Consider the following 17164-nt stretch of genomic DNA (forward strand, 5'->3'; position numbering starts at 1 on the left):
GTTGCAGCCGCCAACCAACGCCTTGAAGGATCAGTCATGGCAACGAACACCACCCGGCCCACGGCCGAGCTGGACCTCGCCGACCAGCTCGGGCACGAGCTCGTCCGCTTGGTCCGGCTGGTCAACAAGGCGAAGTCGCAGGTCTCCAAGCAGGGGCCGGACGGCATCGAACGGGCGGCGTACGCGATCCTCTTCACCCTCATCCACGAGGGCCCGCAGCGCACCAGCAAGCTCGCCGAGTCGCTCCACTCCGAGATCTCCACGATCAGCAGGCAGTCGAGCTCGCTCGTGCAGCACGGGCTGGTCGAGCGCCAGGCCGACCCGGAAGACGGGCGGGCCTGCCTGCTCGCGCCGACGAGCGAAGGCATGCGGGTGTTCGAAGAGAACCGCAAGCAGCGCAACCAGTGGCTGGCCGAGGTGCTCGGGGACTGGACGGACGGGGACATCCAGACCTTGAACCGCCTCTTCGGCCGGCTCAACACAGGTATCGAGAACCACTCTCCACAGCTGGCCGACGCCCACGCGTCCGCCGGTGCACCGGCCAAGGGGGCCAACGCATGAGTACCACCACCGTCGAACAACCCGTGGCGAAGGAACCACCACGGCTGAGCCACCGCCAGATCGTGACGATCCTGAGCGGCCTGATGTGCGGCATGTTCCTGGCCGCGCTCGACCAGACGATCGTGGGTACCTCGATCGTCAAGATCGCCAACGACCTGCACGGCTTCGACCTGCAGGCCTGGGCGACCACGGCGTACCTGATCACCTCGACGATCGTCACGCCGATCTACGGCAAGCTCTCCGACATCTACGGCCGCAAGCCGTTCTACCTGACCGCGATCGGCATCTTCGTCGCCGGTTCGCTCGCCTCGACGTTCGCGCAGTCGATGTACCAGCTGGCCGCGTTCCGCGCGGTGCAGGGCCTCGGCGCCGGCGGTCTGATGTCGCTGGCCATGACCATCCTCGGCGACATCGTGCCGCCGCGGGAGCGGGCCAAGTACCAGGGTTACATCCTGGCCGTGTTCGGCCTCTCCACCGTGCTCGGCCCGGTGCTGGGCGGCTTCTTCGCCGGCATCGACTCGCTGGCCGGCCTGCACGGCTGGCGCTGGGTCTTCCTGATCAACGTCCCGATCGGCGTCGTCGCGCTGTTCGTCGTGGCCAAGGTGCTGAACGTGCCGCACACGCCGCACAAGCACAAGATCGACTGGTGGGGCGCGCTGACGATGATCGTCGCGGTCGTGCCGTTCCTGATCGTCGCCGAACAGGGCCAGAAGTGGGGTTGGGGCGACCAGAAGGCCATCTTCTGCTACGTCATCGGCGGCGTCGGCGTGATCGCGTTCATCGTGGTCGAGCGGTGGATGAAGGACGCCGCGCTGATCCCGCTGCGGCTGTTCAAGAACTCGACGTTCACCGTGGCGATCATCGGCGGTGTCATCGTCGGTGTCGCGATGTTCGGCGCGATCACCATGATCCCGCAGTTCATGCAGGTCGTGCAGGGTTACACGCCCACCGAGTCGGGTCTGCTGATGCTGCCGCTGATGGCGGGCATCATGCTCAGCTCGATCGTGTCCGGCCGGCTCACCGGGAAGACCGGGCGCTACAAGATCTTCCCGATCATCGGAACCATCCTGATCGCCGGTGGCGCGTTCTTCTTCGCCCAGGTCAAGTACGACTCGGAGCTGTGGCACCCGCTGGTCGCGGCGGCCATCATCGGCCTCGGCCTCGGCCAGTGCATGCAGACGCTGATCATCGCGGTGCAGAACGCGGGCCCGCGCAGCGACATGGGCGTCTCGACCGCGTCGGCGACGTTCTTCCGCCAGATCGGTGGTACCGCCGGTGTCGCGATCTTCCTGACGGTCCTGTTCAACACCCTGCTGCCCAACATCACCAAGGCGTTCGGCGGGCAGCTGCCGGCCGGCGCCGGCGCGGGCATCGGCAGCCTGTCGGAGAACACCAGCGGCATCCAGAACCTGCCCGAGGCGATCCGGACGCCGGTGCTGATCGGCTTCACCGAGTCGATCACGACGGTGTTCTACATCGCGGGTGCGGTGGCCCTGCTGGCCACGGTCGTCCTCCTGTTCATGAAGGAGATCCCGCTGACCAACGCGGCCCCGGCCGCGGCGGCCGTGGAAGGCGGCGAGGCGCTGCTCGACGACCACGCCGACGAGCCCACCGAGATCGTCGAGCCGGTGCGTCCGGTCGACCGCGAGCCCGCGCTCGTGGGCGGCGGCAAGCACGCGCTGAGCACCAACGGGCACGGCGACTACCAGGCCGTTTCCGGTGCGCTGCCGATCACGAACTCCGTCGGGCAGGCCGAGCTCGACGCGCCGGTCGGCGCGGGCGGCGTGCCGGTGACCGGCCACGTCCGCCGTCAGGACGGCACCCACGTGGCGGGCGCCGCGCTGACCCTGATCGACCAGCGCGGCCGCCAGGTCGCGCGGGCCACCGGCGGCGCCGACGGCAGCTACTCGGTGCCCAGCCAGGGCCCGGGCGCGTACGTGCTCATCGTGTCCGCGCACGGCCACCAGCCGCAGGCCTCCAGCGTCGTGATCAGCAACGGGCCGGCGACGGTCGACGTCACGCTCACCGGGTCCGGCGAGCTGACCGGCACCGTGCGGGCGGCCACCACCGGCCAGCCCCTGCCGAACGTGACGGTGACGCTGACCGACGGCCGCGGCGAGGTGAACGGCGCGTTCATCACGACCGCGGACGGCACCTACGCCTTCGTCGGGGTCGGTGCCGGGGCGTACACCCTGGTCGCCAGCGGCGCGGGCTACCGGCCGTTCGCGGTGACGCTCACCGTGCCCGACAGCGGCGTGCTGCGCCACGACGTCGAGCTCGCCAGCTCGGTGCTGCTGTCCGGCACCGCGCGGACCGAGGGCGACCGGGTGGTCCCGGACGCGCGGATCACCGTGCTCGACGCCGAAGGCAACGTGGCCGCGGTCGCGCGGACCGACGGCGAAGGCCGGTACCTGGTCAGCGACCTGCCCGCGGGCGCGTACACCGTGGTCGCGAGCGGCTACCCGCCGGCGACCAGCCAGGTGGAGCTGACCGGCGGCGAAGCGGACCACGACGTCCGGCTGAGCTACGACCAGGCCCTCGACGACCTGGTCGACCGGTCATGAGCGGTTTGCGCGCGACCTTCCGCACGGCCGAGGGCTGGGCGGTGGAGCACGCGGTGCTCACCGTCACCGACCCGGCCGGGCGGCAGGTCGCCCGGCAGGCGGCCGACGTTCGCGGCGAGGTCGTCACCGACGCGCTCACGCCGGGTGTGTACACGGCGGTCGTCACGGCGGCCGGGTACACCCCGGTCGCCCGGACGGCCCAGATCGCCTCGGACGGCAGCGGCTCGCTCGGCGACGTCGTGCTGGCCCCGGTCGCCGAGGCGATCGAGCTGCCGCCCGCCGGGCCGTGGGTGATCGACCCGATGCACACGTCGGTGGTCGCGACCGCGCGGCACCTGGGCATCGCGAGCATCAAGGCGCGGTTCCCGGACGTGTCCGGCCGGATCGAGATCGGCCGCCCGGCCGAGCGGTCGTCGGTGCACGCCGAGATCAAGGCGGCGAGCATCGACACCGGCATCCGGATGCGCGACGACCACCTGCGCTCGCCGGACTTCCTCGACGTCGACGTGCACCCGGTGATCACGTTCACCAGCACGGGGCTGCGCCGGCGCGGCGCGGACTCGTGGACGCTGCTGGGCGAGCTGACGCTGCACGGCGAGCGCCGCGAGGTCGAGCTCGAGCTGACCTACGGCGGCTGGGGCCCGGACCCGTGGGGCGGCGTGCGCGTCGCGTTCCACGCCGAGACGACGCTGCACCGGAACGACTTCGCGATCAACTACAGCGCGATGGTCCGCGCCGGTGTGGCGGCGGTCGGCACGACGGTGAAGATCGAGCTGGACGTCGAAGCGGTGCAGGGCGAGACGCTGCCGCAGTTCTGAGCGCTCGGATCGGAGGCCCTCTCACCGCTGGGTGAGGGGGCCTTCACCGGTTGTAGCACCTGAATATTCCGGACAGCTCGATTCGACCGTTCGCAGTGGGGTGTTCACCTCGGCCACGTAGGCTCGCGGGGTGAACGTCGTGAGCATCGAGGCCGCGGGCGTCGGCGTGAGCTGGCTGGACACCGCCGGCCCGCTGCTCGTCTGGGTGATCGTGCTGAGCTTCGTGCTGGTCGAGTGCGCGCTGATCATCGGGCTGTTCCTGCCCGGTGACTCGCTCCTGTTCGGGGCGGGCGTGGTGCTGGCCCAGCACGGTTCGGACGCCAACGCGTGGCTCCTGTCGGGGGCCGCGCTGATCGTCGCGGTCCTGGGCAACCAGATCGGCTACTACATCGGCCGCACGAGCGGCACGAAGCTGATCGCGCGCCGCGACGGCAAGGTCTTGAACCGGCAGGCCCTCGACCGGGCGCAGCGGTTCCTGGACCGCCGGGGGTTCTTCGCGATCGTGGCGGCCCGCTGGATCCCGTGGATCCGCACGCTGGCCCCGCTGATCGCGGGCGCGGCCCGGATGGACCCGCGCCGGTTCATGGCGGCGACGGCCCTCGGCGGGCTGCTGTGGGTGCCGACGCTGGTCCTGCTGGGGTACTACGGCGCGGGGCTGCTGGACGCCCTGCCGTGGCTGAAGACGGCGGCCCTGTGGGCCAGCATCGCGTTCTTCGTGGTCGGGACGGGGTACGGCGTGCTGCGGTACCGCCAGGAGATGCGCCGCCCGGTGGACGAGCGGGACGACGCCCGGGCCTGAGCCTCAGAGCTCCGGGTCCGCCCAGACCTCCAGCTGGATGCCGTCGGGGTCGCGGAAGACGACGACCCGCGAGCCTTCGAACGTGCGCGACGGCGCGACCGGCACGTAGGACACGCCGAACTCCTGCAGCCGGCTCTCCCACTCCGCCAGCTCGGCCGCCGAATGCACCCGGAACGCCACGTGGTCCAGGCCGGTCCGGCGCTCGTCGAAGCCGCGGCGGCCGGTGTCCGCGTGCTGGACCAGGACCACCGAAAACTCGTCGCCGGCGGAGCGCAGCACGACCTTGCGCAGGCCCGTGTCCGGCTCTTCGCGCCGGGTGACCTCCTCGAGGTCGAGGACCCGCACGTACCACGGCACGCTGCGGTCCACGTCGGTCACGGTGAGCGCGAGGTGGTGCACGGACATGAGTTTGGCCATGGCTTCCGAAGCCGTCCTTTCTCGTGGCGGCTCCCCAGAGTTGCACAGCGTTCGGCAGCCGAAACCGAGGTGACCAAGTCCGCGTCCGATCGTGATCTCCCCGTCTCCGGCCGTCCCAGCAGCCGGACGCCGGTGACCGAAGGTCATTCGCGTTATCCGGAGCGTGTCCAGGTGGTCACCGACCGCCGCCGACGTCCAGGACCGCGCCCGTTGTGAACGACGATGCCGCCGAGAGCAGGAACAACACCGCTTCCGCGATTTCCGCCGGTTCGCCCGGCCGCCCCAGCGGGATCTGCGGGGCGAGCCGGTCGAGGCGGTCCGGGAGGCCGGCGGCGTCGTGCAGGCCGGTGCGGATCATGCCCGGCCGGACGGCGTTCACCCGGATCCCGTCCGCCGCGACCTCCTGGGCCAGGCCGAACGTCAGCGTGTCCACCGCGGCCTTCGACGCCGCGTAGTGCACCCACTCCCCGGCCGAGCCGGTGCGGGCCGCCGTCGAGGAGATGTTCACGATCGCGCCGCCCTCGCCGCCGTGGCGGGTCGACATCCGCCGGACCGCCTCGCGGCAGCAGAGGAACACCCCCGTCACGTTCACGTCGAGGGTGCGCCGGACGACGTCGACCGCGTAGTCCTCGAGCCGGCCCGGGGTGTTGCCGACGATCGCCGCGTTGTTGACCAGGCCGGTCACCGGGCCCAGCTCGGCCGCCGCGTCGAACAGCGCGCGGACGTCGCCCTCGTCGGAGACGTCCGCGCGAACCGCCAGCGCCTGCCGTCCCGAGGCACGCACCTGCGCGGCGACGGCTTCCGCGGGTTCGGCGTCGCCCGAGTAGTTCACGACGACGTCGTACCCGCGCGCGGCGGCCAGCGTGCCGATGGCCGCGCCGATGCCCCGGCTGCCGCCGGTGACGATGAGCGTCAAATCGCGAAGTTGGCCAGCGGCAGGTTCTCCAGAACCAGGTCCGCGCGGTCCCGCGTCTGCGAGATGAGGTCGGCGTTGCGCTGGTCGGAACCGAGCGCGCGCTGCCGGGCTTCGACCAGCGAACGGCCGTAGCGGCGGTGGCGCGACACGAGCCGCTCGATGCGCTCGGGCTCGTCCGGGGCGAGGAACCAGGCCTCGGTGAGCAGCGGCCGGATCGCGCTCCACGGGTCGTCCGGGAGCAGCAGGTAGTTGCCCTCGGTGATCACGAGCTGGACCTCCGGCGGGACCGCGACGGCCCCGGCGATGGGTTCCTCGATCTCGCGGCGGAACTCCGGCGCGTACACCGTTTCGCGGCCTTCGGCGAGGCGGCGGATCAGGTGGTAGTAGCCCGCGGCGTCGAACGTGTCCGGAGCGCCCTTGCGCTCGGTGCGGCCCAGCCGGCGCAGCTCGACCTGCGCGAGGTGGAAGCCGTCCATGCCGACCACGGCCGCGCGCGAGCCGAGCGCGTTGGCCAGCGCCCAGGCGAGCGTGGTCTTGCCGGACGCGGGCGAGCCGATGATGCCGAGCACGTTGCGCTGCCCGCGCACGGTCAGCCCCTCGGCCCGGGCCAGCAGGTCGTCGAACGCCGTCATGTCCTGTTCCTTCCTGCGATCGCGGTCGTCCACGACCGCGGTCCCACATGCCGCACCCGTTCGGCGGCCACCTCGTTGGCGAAGCGGATCCAGTCCGTCACCGTCGGTTCGCGCGCCACGGCCACGGCGAGCGCGCCGTGCCAGACGTCGCCCGCCCCTAGTGTGTCCCGCGCTTCCACGGCCGCAACAGGCACCTCACCCGAGCTGCCGTCCGCAGTGGACCAGCGCACCGGGCGCGGCCCCGCGGTGGTGATGACGGTGGGGACGCCGCGCTCGTGCAGGCCGGGCCCGGGCGCGGTGAAGTGCGCGGAGCAGGCGGCCACGTCGACCAGGGGCAGCAGGTCGTCGAGCACGGGTTTCCAGCTGCCGGCGTCCAGCACGACGGGGGCTCGCGTGCCCCGCGCGGCCGCCAGCGCGAGTTCGGGGTAGTGACCGTCCACGAGCACCACGTCCGCCTCCGGAAACGCCGCGTCGACGGGGAAGTCACGCCCGCCGGCGTTGCGGGAGACGACCGTGCGCTCGCCGTCGCGATCACGGACGGCGGCCGCGCTGACCGGCGGTGGGTCGGGCAGCTCCGGGGCCAGGTCGATCAGCCGGACGCCGTGGGTTTCGAGGTCGGCGCGGGCGAGCGCCGCCAGCGGGTGCGCACCGAGAACGGTCAGCAGGGTCGCTTCGGCGCCGAGCGCGGCCGCCGTCACCGCGGCGTTCGTCGCGGGCCCACCCGCGGCGACGTCCACCTGCAGCGACTGCACCTTCTCGCCCGGCGCCGGAAGCTCCTCGACCCGCTGGACCAGGTCCACCGTGCACAAGCCCGCCAGCAGCACCCTCACTGCAAGCCGGCCACGTGGGTCGCGGCGGCCGCCTCTTCGACTTCACCGTTCTCGTTGAGCCGCAACGCGCCGGTGAGCAGGCCGACGACCTGGTTCATCGAGTGCGTCTTCGGCGAGACGACCGCGACGCGCTTGCCGAGGCGGTGCACGTGGATGCGGTCGGCGATGTCGAACACGTGCGGCATGTTGTGGCTGATCAGCACCACCGGCAGGCCGCGGTCCCGGATCCGGCCGATCAGGTCGAGCACCTTGCCGGATTCGGCGACACCCAAAGCGGCGGTCGGCTCGTCCATGATCACGGCCTTGGTGCCGAACGCGGCCGCGCGGGCGACGGCGACCCCTTGGCGCTGGCCGCCGGAGAGCGTCTCGACGGGCTGGCTGATCGACTTGATGTTGATGCCCAGCTCGTCGAGGATCCGCTGCGCTTCCGACCGCATGGTGCCGGTGTCGAGCTTGCGGAACAGCCCGAGCGGGCCCTTGAGCCGCTTTTCCCGGCCCAGGAACATGTTCGACGCGATGTCGAGCGCCGGCGCGACCGCGAGGTCCTGGTACACCGTCTCGATGCCGTAGTGCCGGGCGTCCAACGGGGATTTGAAGTGGACGGTCCGTCCGTCCACTTTGATCTCACCCTCGTCCGGGATCACCGCGCCGGACAGGGCTTTGATGAGCGACGACTTCCCGGCGCCGTTGTCGCCGACCACCGCGAGCACCTCGCCGGGCAGCAGGTCGAAGTCGGCGCCGTCGATGGCGGTCACCCGGCCGTAGCGCTTGACCAGGCCGCGGGCCTGGAGGATCGGTTCGGTCATGACTGCTGCTGCCTCCGCGCGATCCGGTCCACCACGACGGCGGCGATGAGCAGGGCGCCGGTGGCGAGGTCCTGGTAGTTGCCGTCCACGTTCATCTGCGTCAGCCCGGACCGCAGCACGGCCACGACCAGCGCACCCATCAGCGTTCCGAGCACCGAGCCGCGGCCGCCGAAGAGGCTCGTCCCGCCGAGGACGACGGCGGTGATCGAGTCCAGGTTGCCGAGCTGGAACTGGTTCGGGTCGGCGTTCGGCGTCCGGCCGAGCGCCTGCCAGGCGGCGATGCCGAAGGTCAGCCCGGCCACGATGTAGACCGACAGCACCGTGCGGTTGACCTTGATGCCGGACAGCCGCGCGGACTCCGGCGCGTTGCCGACCGCGTAGACGTGCTTGCCCCACGCGGTTTTCGTCAGCGCGTACCAGACGCCGAGGTACATCAGCAGCGCCAGCGTCATGCCGTAGGTGATCGGGATGCCGCCGAAGAGGTAGCGCTTGGTGCCGAGCCACTGCAGCAGCCCGTCGGTCACCGGCACGGCCTGGCCGCCCGCGATCAGCTTCGACACCGCGGTGAGCATGGTGAACGTGCCGAGCGTGATGATGAACGCCGGCAGCTTGATCCGGGTCGCGAGCCCGCCGATGAAGATGCCGACGATGATCGTCAGGACGACGCCGGCGAGCAGCGCGACGAAGCCGTTCGTGCCGGCCGCGGCGAGCTTGGCCATGATCAGCGTCGCGACGACCATCGAGGCCGCGTTGGACAGGTCGATGCCCGCGATGAGGATGACGAGCGTCTGACCCAGCGCGAGCGTCCCGACGACCAGGGACTGCTGGACCACGGTGGACAGGTTGTCGAGGTCGAAGAACGTGTCCGTGGCCAGGGAGAACACCACGATCGCGACGACCAGCGCGAGCGCCGGGCCGACCGCGGGCGCGCGGAGGAGGAAGTCGCCGAGCGACTCACGTTCCCTTGTGGACACTGTCGCCGTGGTCATTTGTTGCCTCCCCAGCAGTTCTGCAGGCCCCAGGCGGAGTCGTGGCTTTCGATGCCGGGCAGGGGCTTGTCGGTGATCACGGCGGACCCGGTGTTCACGAACCCGGACGGCTTCTTGCCGGTCTTCGCGTATTCGACGGCGGCGAGCACCCCCTGCTCGGCCATCTTCTTCGGGAACTGCATGACGGTGGCGGCGAACTGGCCGTCCTTGACGTTCTCGACGCCTTCGCAGCCGCCGTCGATCGAGCCCATGACGATCTGCCCGGTGAGGCCACGCGCCTTCAGCGCCGCGTATGCGCCGCGGCCCATCGGCTCGTTCATCGAGTAGACGGCGTTGATGTCGGTGCTGCGCTGCAGCAGGTTCTCCATGCCCTGCTGGGCCAGGCTCTGGTCGCCGTTGGCCGCGGTGTGACCCTTGATCTCCGGCGAGCCGTCGGTCAGCCCGATGCCCTTGAGGAAACCGCCGTGGCGCTGGGTGTCGACCGTGCTGCCCGCCGTGCCGTCGACCATCAGCAGCTTGGGCGGGACGCCGGCCAGCGCGGCCTTGACGTAGGCGCCCTGCTGCTCGCCGGCCGCGAAGTTGTCGGTGGCGAAGGTGGCGTCGACGGCGTCGGCCGGTTCGGTGGCGGTGTCGAGCGCGATGACCAGGACCCCGGCGTCGCGGGCGTCCTTGATCGCCTTGAGCACGCCGGTGGACGAGCTGGGCGTGATCAGGATGGTGTTCGCGCCCTGCTGGCGGAGGTTCTCGATGGCCCGGACCTGGCCGTCGTTGTCACCGTCGAACTGGCCGGCGAGCGCGCTGAAGTCGGCGCCGTTGGCCTGCGCGGCCGCTCTGGCGGCGTTGCGGAGTTCCACGAAGTAGGGGTTGGTGTCGGTCTTGGTCACCAGGCCGACCTTCGCCTTACCGCTCCCGCCGGTGTTGGTGTTGCCACCCCAGTGGCGCTCGACCGTGCACCCGGTCGTCGCGGCGAGGACGGCGGCCAGCGTGAGCGCGGCGAGACTTCGCTGTCTCATGGGTTCCAGCCTTTGTTCGTGTCGAGGCTTGCCGATGGTCGGGAAGGTAGACAGACTGCTCCCTGCGCGCAAGCGTTTGCGCAAACGCTTGCCGGAAAGGATGGGTATGCCCCAGTCGAAGTCTTCGCGGCCGACCCAGCGGGACATCGCCGAGCTCGCGGGCGTCTCGATCACCACCGTCTCGCACGTGGTGAACGGGACGCGCGCGGTCGCCGAGGACACCAAGGCGGCGGTGCTGCGGGCGATCGAGACGACCGGCTACACCGGCGACGCCATCGCGCGTTCGCTGGTCACCGGCGGGACCCGGTCGATCGGGATGGCGATCTCCCTGGTGGCCAACCCGTACTTCGCGACGCTGATGCAGGCGATCGAGCGCGAGGCGTCGCTGCACGGCTACACCGTCCTGCTGGCGGACACCCACGACGCGGCGGACACGGAGCGTGACACCGTGCGGGCGCTGCGCTCCCGTCGCGTCGACGGCCTGCTCATCACCCCGGCCCCCGGCGACGGCCCGGTGATCGGCGAGCTGGTGTCCCTCGACGTGCCGACCGTGCTGATCGACCGGCTGGCCACCCGCACCGACGTCGACCAGGTCGGCTCGGAGAACATCCAGGCGACCTCGGCGCTCACCGCGCACCTCGCCACGCTCGGGCACCGGCGGATCGGGATGATCAGCGGCGTACCGGGGTTGTCGACGAGCGAGGAGCGCGTGCTCGGCTACCGGCTGGGGCTCGGCCGGTCCGGCCTGACCTGGTCATCCGACCTCGTGGCCTGCGGAAACTCTTCGCGCGAGGGCGGTGCGCTGGCGTTGAGCACGCTGCTGGCGCTGCCCGAACCGCCGACGGCGCTGGTGGTCGGGAACGACAGCATGATGGTCGGCGTGCTGCACGAAGCGCGGCGGCGCGGGCTGCGGATCGGGCGCGACCTGCCGGTGGTGGTCTACGACGACGTCGAGTGGGCCGACCTGGTCGACCCGCCGCTGACGACGATGGCGCAGCCGATCGAGGAGATCGGCCGGCAGGCGGTGCGGCTGCTGCTGGCCCGGATCAACGACCCGGCCCGCAAGGCCGAAACGGTGCGGCTGGCACCCACTCTGCGTCACCGCGAGTCGTGCGGGTGTCCACCGGTTCACTCACTTCAGTGAATCTGGGTTCCTGACACCTCCGCGCGGCCGTTCAGCGGATACGTTTCCGGCTGAGCGTCTGCGAGGGCTTATGACCGCACTTTCGCCGGACCTCCGGTTGTGGGACCCCCCGGTCACCTACCGGATCGGCGTCGCGATGGGGGTGCACGCGCACCCGAACTCGGGCGAGCTGCTGCGCGCGATCCGGGCGGCCGCGGCGCAGGCGGGGTGCGACGTCGTGCTGGCGGACACCGAAGACACGGTGGGCGAAGAGGCGGCGGTGGTGCGCGCCCTGCGCGCGGACCTGGTGGACGGCGTGCTCCTGGTGCCTTCGGCCGGCGACGAAGCGGTGGTCAACGGCCTGGTCCGGATGGGCGTGCCGACCGTGCTGGTCGACCGCGTGGCCGCCCGCAACGACGTCGACCAGGTCGGTACCGAGAACGTGCACGCGATGGCGTCGCTGGTCCGGCACCTGACCGACCGGCGGCACCGCAAGATCGGCCTGATTTCGGGCGACGAGGGCCTGGAGGTCAGCCGCGAGCGCATCCGCGGCTACCGGCTCGGCCTGGAGCAGGCGGGGTTGCGCTTCAACCGCGAGCTGGTGGAGAGCGGCTTCTCGAATCCGGGCGGAGCAACCCGCGCGACGGCCAAGCTCCTGGACGGCTGGCCCTCCCCGACGGCCCTGGTGGTGGCGGACGAGTCGATGCTGGTGGGCGTCCAGTACGAGGCCCACCGCCGCGGCATCCGCATCGGCTCGGAGCTGGCGGTGGTCGGCTACGGCGACATGGACTGGGCCCGCCGCGTGAGCCCGGCGGTGACGACCCTGGTCCAGCCGATCGCCGACCTCGGCCGCCGGGCGGTGCAGCTGCTGATGTCGAGGATGGCGGACCCGGACCGCCCCCCGGAGTCGGTGTGGCTGACTCCGAAATTCCTGCACGGCGCGTCCTGCGGGTGCTGATACTGGTGCGGTGATCCGCCTCGCGCACACCGCCGACCTGACCCCAGCCGCCCGCACCCTGGTCCACGACGTCTTCGAGAACGATTTCACCGACGCCGACTGGGAGAACTCCCTCGGCGGCACCCACGCCCTCGCCTTCGAAGGCACCGACCTGGTCGGCCACGCCTCGCTGGTCCAACGACGGCTCCTGCACGGCGGGCGGGTGCTCCGAGCCGGGTACGTCGAGGCCGTGGCGGTGCGCGCGGACCAGCGTCGGCGAGGGCACGCGAGCGCGTTGATGGCCGCGTTGGAACGCCTGCTGCCCGGGTACGACCTCGGTGCGCTGAGCGCCGCGGAGAAGGCCGTGCCGCTGTACGAAGGCCGAGGCTGGCAGCAGTGGCGTGGCCCCACCTCCGCCCTGACCCCGGACGGCATCCAGCGCACCGAAGACGAGGACGGCGGCGTGTACGTGTTCCCCGGCCGGGTGCCCCTAGACCTCGACGGCGAGCTAACCGCCGACTGGCGGGCCGGCGACGTCTGGTGACAGCGTCGCCGCGGCTTCGAGGAGCATCCACGCGCCCACCTGGACCGACATGTCGCGCTCCGGGGCGTTTTGCGGCAGCGGCCAAGACACCGGGCGGTCCCAGTACGCGCTGAACAACGGACCCTCCGGCGCGTCGAAAGCTCCCGACCAGCACGCCTCCGCCGACGTCAGGACCAGCGCCCGGGCCGTCGCCGCCTCCGGGCCGGGCAACGCGTGCGCCGCCAGCGCCAAGTACCGCGCCAGGATCGCCGCGAACAACCCGCCGTCGCCGCCGCCCTGGCCGCGGATGACTCCTCCCGGTGCGAGGTGCTCCGCCACCGCCCGCACGGTTCGGGCCGCATTGTCCACTTCGGACAACTCAAGGCAAGCGCCGAGGTAGACCCCTTGGCAGTACGTGTAGATGTGCTTCACCAGCTCGCCGGTGTCCGCTCGGATGCCGTCCCAGACCAAGCCGGACGCCGGATCGACCAAAGTGGACGTCAGCCAGGACGTCATCTCGCGGGCACGGACCACATTTCCCGATCGGGCGTGGAAGATCGCCGCCGGGCCGTTGGCCGGGGCGTTCTTGAAGTCGTCGCCGCGGCGCCACCAGATTCCGCCTCCGGCCGCCGACGTCCAGCCCGACAGCAGTTGCGTGTCGATCGCCGCCAACGCCGGGCCGACGTCGATGCCCAGTGACGAAACCCGTTGCAGGGCAAGGCCGAGCCAGGCGATGTCGTCGTAGTAGTCGTTGATCCACTTGCCGAAGTTGCGCAGCCGCACCGAACGCACGAAGGACCGGATCGAGGCCAAGCGCGCCGGCGAAGGCGCGCGCAGCTGGGCGTCGACCAGTGTGTCCAGCAGGTGGGCCTGCCACCAGTAGTTCCAGTGCCAGTGCACCCGCTGGTCCAGCGCCGCCGGCCAGCGGCTGCGGCCGAGGACCGTGCCGGGCAGCGCCCACACCCGGCGCAGGTGGCGGGAGGTCACCGCGTGTTCCGCGGCCGAGACGTCCATGTCGCCATCGTGCCTTGCCGATCGACATACCGCTCGGTATGTTCAGTGGTCATGACGACCGCCCACGTCACCTGCCCGCTGTGCGAAGCCACCTGCGGGCTCGAAGTGACGCTCGACGCGAACCAGCAGGTCACCCGCGTCCGAGGGGACGAGCAGGACGTCTTCTCCCGGGGATACATCTGCCCCAAGGGCGCGTCGCTCGGCGCGCTGCACCACGACCCCGACCGGCTGACCGCCCCGCTGCTCAAGCGCGACGGCGAGTTCGTCGAGGTCAGCTGGCAGGAGGCCTACGACGAGATCGCCCGCCGCCTCCCGCCGATCCTCGAGCAGCACGGCCGGGACGCCGTCGCCATCTACGCGGGCAACCCCGGCGTGCACAACATCGCGCTGACGCTCTACGGCCGCGTGCTCTACAAAGCCTTGGGCACCAAAAACTTCTACAGCGCCACCTCGGTCGACCAGCTGCCGAAGCACTACTCCGCCGGCACGATGTTCGGCGACCCGCTGGCCATCCCGGTGCCCGACCTCGACCGGACGCGGCACCTGCTGATCCTCGGCGCCAACCCGCTCGTCTCCAACGGCAGCCTGATGACCGCCCCGGACATCCGCGGTCGGCTGCGCGGGATCCGCGAGCGCGGCGGCAAGATCGTCGTCGTCGACCCGCGCCGCACGCGCACCGCCCAGTTCGCCGACGAGCACCACGCGATCCGGCCCGGCACCGACGCGCTGCTGCTGTTCGCGCTGGTCAACGTCCTGTTCGCGGAGAACCTCGCCGACCCCGGCCGGCTGGCCGAGCACCTCAACGGCCTCGACGACGTCCGCGAACTGGCGCAGCCGTTCACGCCGGAGGCCGTCGCGCCGCGCACCGGCATCGACGCCGAGGCGATCCGCCGGATGGCCCGGGAGCTGACCTCGGAGAACGCCGTGGTCTACGGCCGGATCGGCACCACGACCCAGGCGTTCGGCACCATCGCGAGCTGGCTGGTCGACGTCCTCAACGTGCTCACCGGCCACCTCGACGCCCCGGGCGGCGCGATGTTCCCGCTGGCCGCGTGCCAGCCCACCGGGAACCGGCGGCCGTTCGCCGTCGGGCGCTGGCGCAGCCGGGTGCGCGGCCTGCCCGAGGTCGTCGGCGAACTGCCGGTCGCCACGCTCGCGGACGAAATCGAAACCCCGGGCGAAGGCCAGGTCCGCGCCCTGATCACGGTCAGCGGCAACCCCTGCCTCAGCACGCCGAACGCCGGACGGCTGGCCGCGGCCCTCGAAAGCCTCGACTTCATGATCTCCGTCGACGTCTACCTCAACGAGACGTCCCGCCACGCCGACGTCGTCCTGCCCGGCCCGTCACCGCTCGAGCGCCCGCACTTCGACCTGGCCTTCTACCAGCTGTCCATCCGCAACATCGCCAACTGGACCCCCGCGACGCTGCCGTCGGCGCTGCCCCAGGAGTGGGAGACCATGCTGCGGCTCACCGGCATCGTCACCGGTCAGGGCCCGGAGGCCGACGTCGCCGCGCTGGACGACTTCGTCGCGGCCGACGTCGCCCGCCGCGCCGGGCTGGCGGTCACCGACGACCGGACCGGGCCCGCGCGCCTGGTCGACCTGATGCTGCGCGCGGGGCCGTACGACGTCACGCTCGCCGACCTCGAAGCCGCGCCGCACGGCGTGGACTTCGGGCCGCTGAAGCCGCGGATCCCGGAGGTCCTCTGCACCGCGTCCGGCCGGATCGAACTGGCGCCCGCGCCGATCGTCGCCGACGTTCCGCGGCTGGCGGAAGAACTCGCGAAAACCGCGGACGACCTGGTGCTGATCGGACGGCGGCACCTGAGTTCGAACAACTCGTGGATGCACAACCTGGCGCCCCTGGTCCGCGGCGGCAACCGCTGCACGGTCCAGGTCCACCCGGTCGACGCGCGCCGCCTCGGCCTCACCGACGGCGGCCTCGCCTCGGTGACGTCCCGCGCCGGAAAACTGCAGGTCCCGGTCGAGGTGACGGAGGACATCCGGCCGGGCGTGGTGAGCATCCCGCACGGCTGGGGCCACGACGCCGACGGCTCGCGGACGCGGGTGGCGCGCGCGAACCCCGGCGTGAACTCGAACGTCCTCACCGATGAGACAGTTCTGGACCGGCCGTCCGGAACGTCGGTCTTGAACGGCATCCCCGTCGAGGTCGCCCCCGCCTGACCCTTGACACCGCGGCGAGCCGTCGAGGATTCTGCGACCGGCATGTTTACGTGAACATCGGAGTTCGCATGGCTCGCCTTCGTCACTGCCTGCTCGCCCTCCTGCTCGTTCCCCTCTTCGCCGTCCCGCAGAGCGCGTCCGCGGCCACGACCAGCTTCCGCGGCGTCAACTGGGCGGACGCCCGCGACAACTACGTGGACGGCTGGGTGATCCCGACCGGCCTGACCGCCGGGGACAGCTACGACAGCGTCCGCGGCAAGGCCGACGGCATCATCACCGGCTTCCAGCAGAAGCTCGGCGCGAACACCGTGCGGCTGCCGATCAACCCGCAGAGCGTCGGTTCGGACTGGTGGGGGCGGTACAAGGGCGCCGCCGACTCGGCCCTGGCCCACGACATGAAGGTCATCTTCGGCTACTGGGAGGCGAACAAGGACGGCTTCGTCGACGACACGAACGCCTGGAACACCATGTGGGACAAGGTGACCGCCGACTACGGCGGCAACGGCAACGTGTACTTCGAGCCGATGAACGAGCCGTTCGGCTACAGCCTGAACGCCTGGGTGTCGCTCTGCTCGACCTGGCTGTCCCGGCACTCGGCCATCCCGCGCGGCCGGGTGCTGATCAGCGGCACCGGCTACAACGACAACGTGACCGGCGTCGGCGCGGCGAGCGCGTTGACCGGCACCCTGCTTTCGCTGCACTTCTACGGCTTCTGGGCCTCGGACACGACCCGCTCGGCGTGGACCACGAACCTCAGCAACCGGCTCGGGGCGTACTCGTCGCGGACGATCATCGACGAGGCCGGCGCCCCGATGACCACCGGGCTGGACTACTCCGCCGGCCACCAGGACGGCAACAACTTCACCGCGTACTTCGCCGCCACCACGGATCTGGCGCGGTCCCGGCAGATGGGCGTCGTCTACTGGCCCGGCCTGCGCTCCGGGGACACCTACTCGATCACGCGCCAGAGCGGCAGCGGCCTGGAGACGAACAACGCATCGGGCGTGGTGCAGCTGCGCTGGGGCTGGGGCCTGTAGG

General features: G+C 71.2%; 17 protein-coding genes. 9 read left to right on the plus strand and 8 right to left on the minus strand.

All coding sequences use genetic code 11. From position 1 onward, the window contains the following. The first annotated feature begins 36 nt into the window (after positions 1–36). From ACWEF6_RS30665 to ACWEF6_RS30680, 4 genes are all read left to right on the plus strand, one after another. Positions 37–561 carry a MarR family winged helix-turn-helix transcriptional regulator gene (locus ACWEF6_RS30665; RefSeq protein ID WP_449686120.1) on the plus strand — a complete coding sequence of 175 codons (525 nt, stop codon included), beginning with the start codon at positions 37–39 and terminating at the stop codon, positions 559–561. After that, positions 558–3125 (plus strand): MFS transporter, encoded by a 2568-nt coding sequence (locus tag ACWEF6_RS30670; RefSeq protein ID WP_449686121.1) that lies wholly within the window; start codon positions 558–560, stop codon positions 3123–3125. Before ACWEF6_RS30665 ends, ACWEF6_RS30670 begins: the two co-directional genes overlap by 4 nt. After that, a complete protein-coding gene (locus ACWEF6_RS30675) occupies positions 3122–3943 on the plus strand; it encodes a YceI family protein (protein ID WP_449686122.1) in 822 nt (273 codons plus the stop codon). Before ACWEF6_RS30670 ends, ACWEF6_RS30675 begins: the two co-directional genes overlap by 4 nt. 130 nt (positions 3944–4073) lie before the next feature. Further along, positions 4074–4742, plus strand: coding sequence for a DedA family protein (locus ACWEF6_RS30680; RefSeq protein ID WP_449686123.1), 669 nt, complete (start codon positions 4074–4076; stop codon positions 4740–4742). 3 nt (positions 4743–4745) lie between these two features. Here ACWEF6_RS30680 and ACWEF6_RS30685 read toward each other — a convergent pair whose 3' ends face one another. The 7 genes from ACWEF6_RS30685 to ACWEF6_RS30715 form a co-directional block, all read right to left on the minus strand. Further along, complete coding sequence (locus ACWEF6_RS30685; RefSeq protein ID WP_449686124.1) at positions 4746–5159, minus strand: VOC family protein; 414 nt, start codon at positions 5157–5159, stop codon at positions 4746–4748. Positions 5160–5334: 175 nt separating this feature from the next. Next, positions 5335–6075 (minus strand): SDR family oxidoreductase, encoded by a 741-nt coding sequence (locus tag ACWEF6_RS30690; RefSeq protein ID WP_449686125.1) that lies wholly within the window; start codon positions 6073–6075, stop codon positions 5335–5337. Next, positions 6072–6707 (minus strand): nucleoside/nucleotide kinase family protein, encoded by a 636-nt coding sequence (locus ACWEF6_RS30695; protein ID WP_013230842.1) that lies wholly within the window; start codon positions 6705–6707, stop codon positions 6072–6074. Before ACWEF6_RS30695 ends, ACWEF6_RS30690 begins: the two co-directional genes overlap by 4 nt. Beyond that, positions 6704–7531 (minus strand): PfkB family carbohydrate kinase, encoded by an 828-nt coding sequence (locus tag ACWEF6_RS30700; RefSeq protein ID WP_449686148.1) that lies wholly within the window; start codon positions 7529–7531, stop codon positions 6704–6706. Before ACWEF6_RS30700 ends, ACWEF6_RS30695 begins: the two co-directional genes overlap by 4 nt. Before the next feature lie 2 nt (positions 7532–7533). Next, positions 7534–8343: an ATP-binding cassette domain-containing protein gene (locus ACWEF6_RS30705; protein WP_449677248.1), complete on the minus strand. Its 810-nt coding sequence runs from the start codon at positions 8341–8343 to the stop codon at positions 7534–7536. Continuing rightward, positions 8340–9332, minus strand: coding sequence for an ABC transporter permease (locus ACWEF6_RS30710; protein WP_449677247.1), 993 nt, complete (start codon positions 9330–9332; stop codon positions 8340–8342). Before ACWEF6_RS30710 ends, ACWEF6_RS30705 begins: the two co-directional genes overlap by 4 nt. Next, on the minus strand, positions 9329–10345 hold the full coding sequence (locus ACWEF6_RS30715) for a substrate-binding domain-containing protein (RefSeq protein ID WP_449686126.1): 1017 nt from the start codon (positions 10343–10345) through the stop codon (positions 9329–9331). The genes ACWEF6_RS30710 and ACWEF6_RS30715 overlap by 4 nt, the downstream gene beginning before the upstream one ends. Before the next feature lie 106 nt (positions 10346–10451). Here ACWEF6_RS30715 and ACWEF6_RS30720 point away from each other — a divergent pair, with 106 nt between their 5' ends. The 3 genes from ACWEF6_RS30720 (at position 10452) to ACWEF6_RS30730 (ending at position 12949) form a co-directional block, all read left to right on the plus strand. Beyond that, on the plus strand, positions 10452–11489 hold the full coding sequence (locus ACWEF6_RS30720) for a LacI family DNA-binding transcriptional regulator (protein WP_449686127.1): 1038 nt from the start codon (positions 10452–10454) through the stop codon (positions 11487–11489). Positions 11490–11559: 70 nt separating this feature from the next. After that, entirely contained in the window at positions 11560–12426 is an 867-nt protein-coding gene (locus ACWEF6_RS30725; RefSeq protein WP_449686128.1) for a LacI family DNA-binding transcriptional regulator, read from the plus strand. 10 nt (positions 12427–12436) lie between these two features. After that, positions 12437–12949, plus strand: coding sequence for a GNAT family N-acetyltransferase (locus ACWEF6_RS30730; protein ID WP_449686129.1), 513 nt, complete (start codon positions 12437–12439; stop codon positions 12947–12949). Here ACWEF6_RS30730 and ACWEF6_RS30735 read toward each other — a convergent pair. Next, positions 12914–13942 (minus strand): glycoside hydrolase family 76 protein, encoded by a 1029-nt coding sequence (locus ACWEF6_RS30735; protein WP_449686130.1) that lies wholly within the window; start codon positions 13940–13942, stop codon positions 12914–12916. The genes ACWEF6_RS30730 and ACWEF6_RS30735 overlap by 36 nt on opposite strands. Before the next feature lie 51 nt (positions 13943–13993). On the opposite strand from ACWEF6_RS30735, the gene ACWEF6_RS30740 reads away from it, so the two are divergent. Both ACWEF6_RS30740 and ACWEF6_RS30745 read left to right on the plus strand, forming a co-directional pair. Then, on the plus strand, positions 13994–16126 hold the full coding sequence (locus tag ACWEF6_RS30740; protein ID WP_449686131.1) for a molybdopterin-dependent oxidoreductase: 2133 nt from the start codon (positions 13994–13996) through the stop codon (positions 16124–16126). Positions 16127–16194: 68 nt separating this feature from the next. Then, a complete protein-coding gene (locus ACWEF6_RS30745; protein ID WP_449686132.1) occupies positions 16195–17163 on the plus strand; it encodes a cellulase family glycosylhydrolase in 969 nt (322 codons plus the stop codon). The last annotated feature ends 1 nt before the right edge of the window (position 17164 follow it).

Source organism: Amycolatopsis sp. NPDC004772 (genome assembly GCF_053601215.1).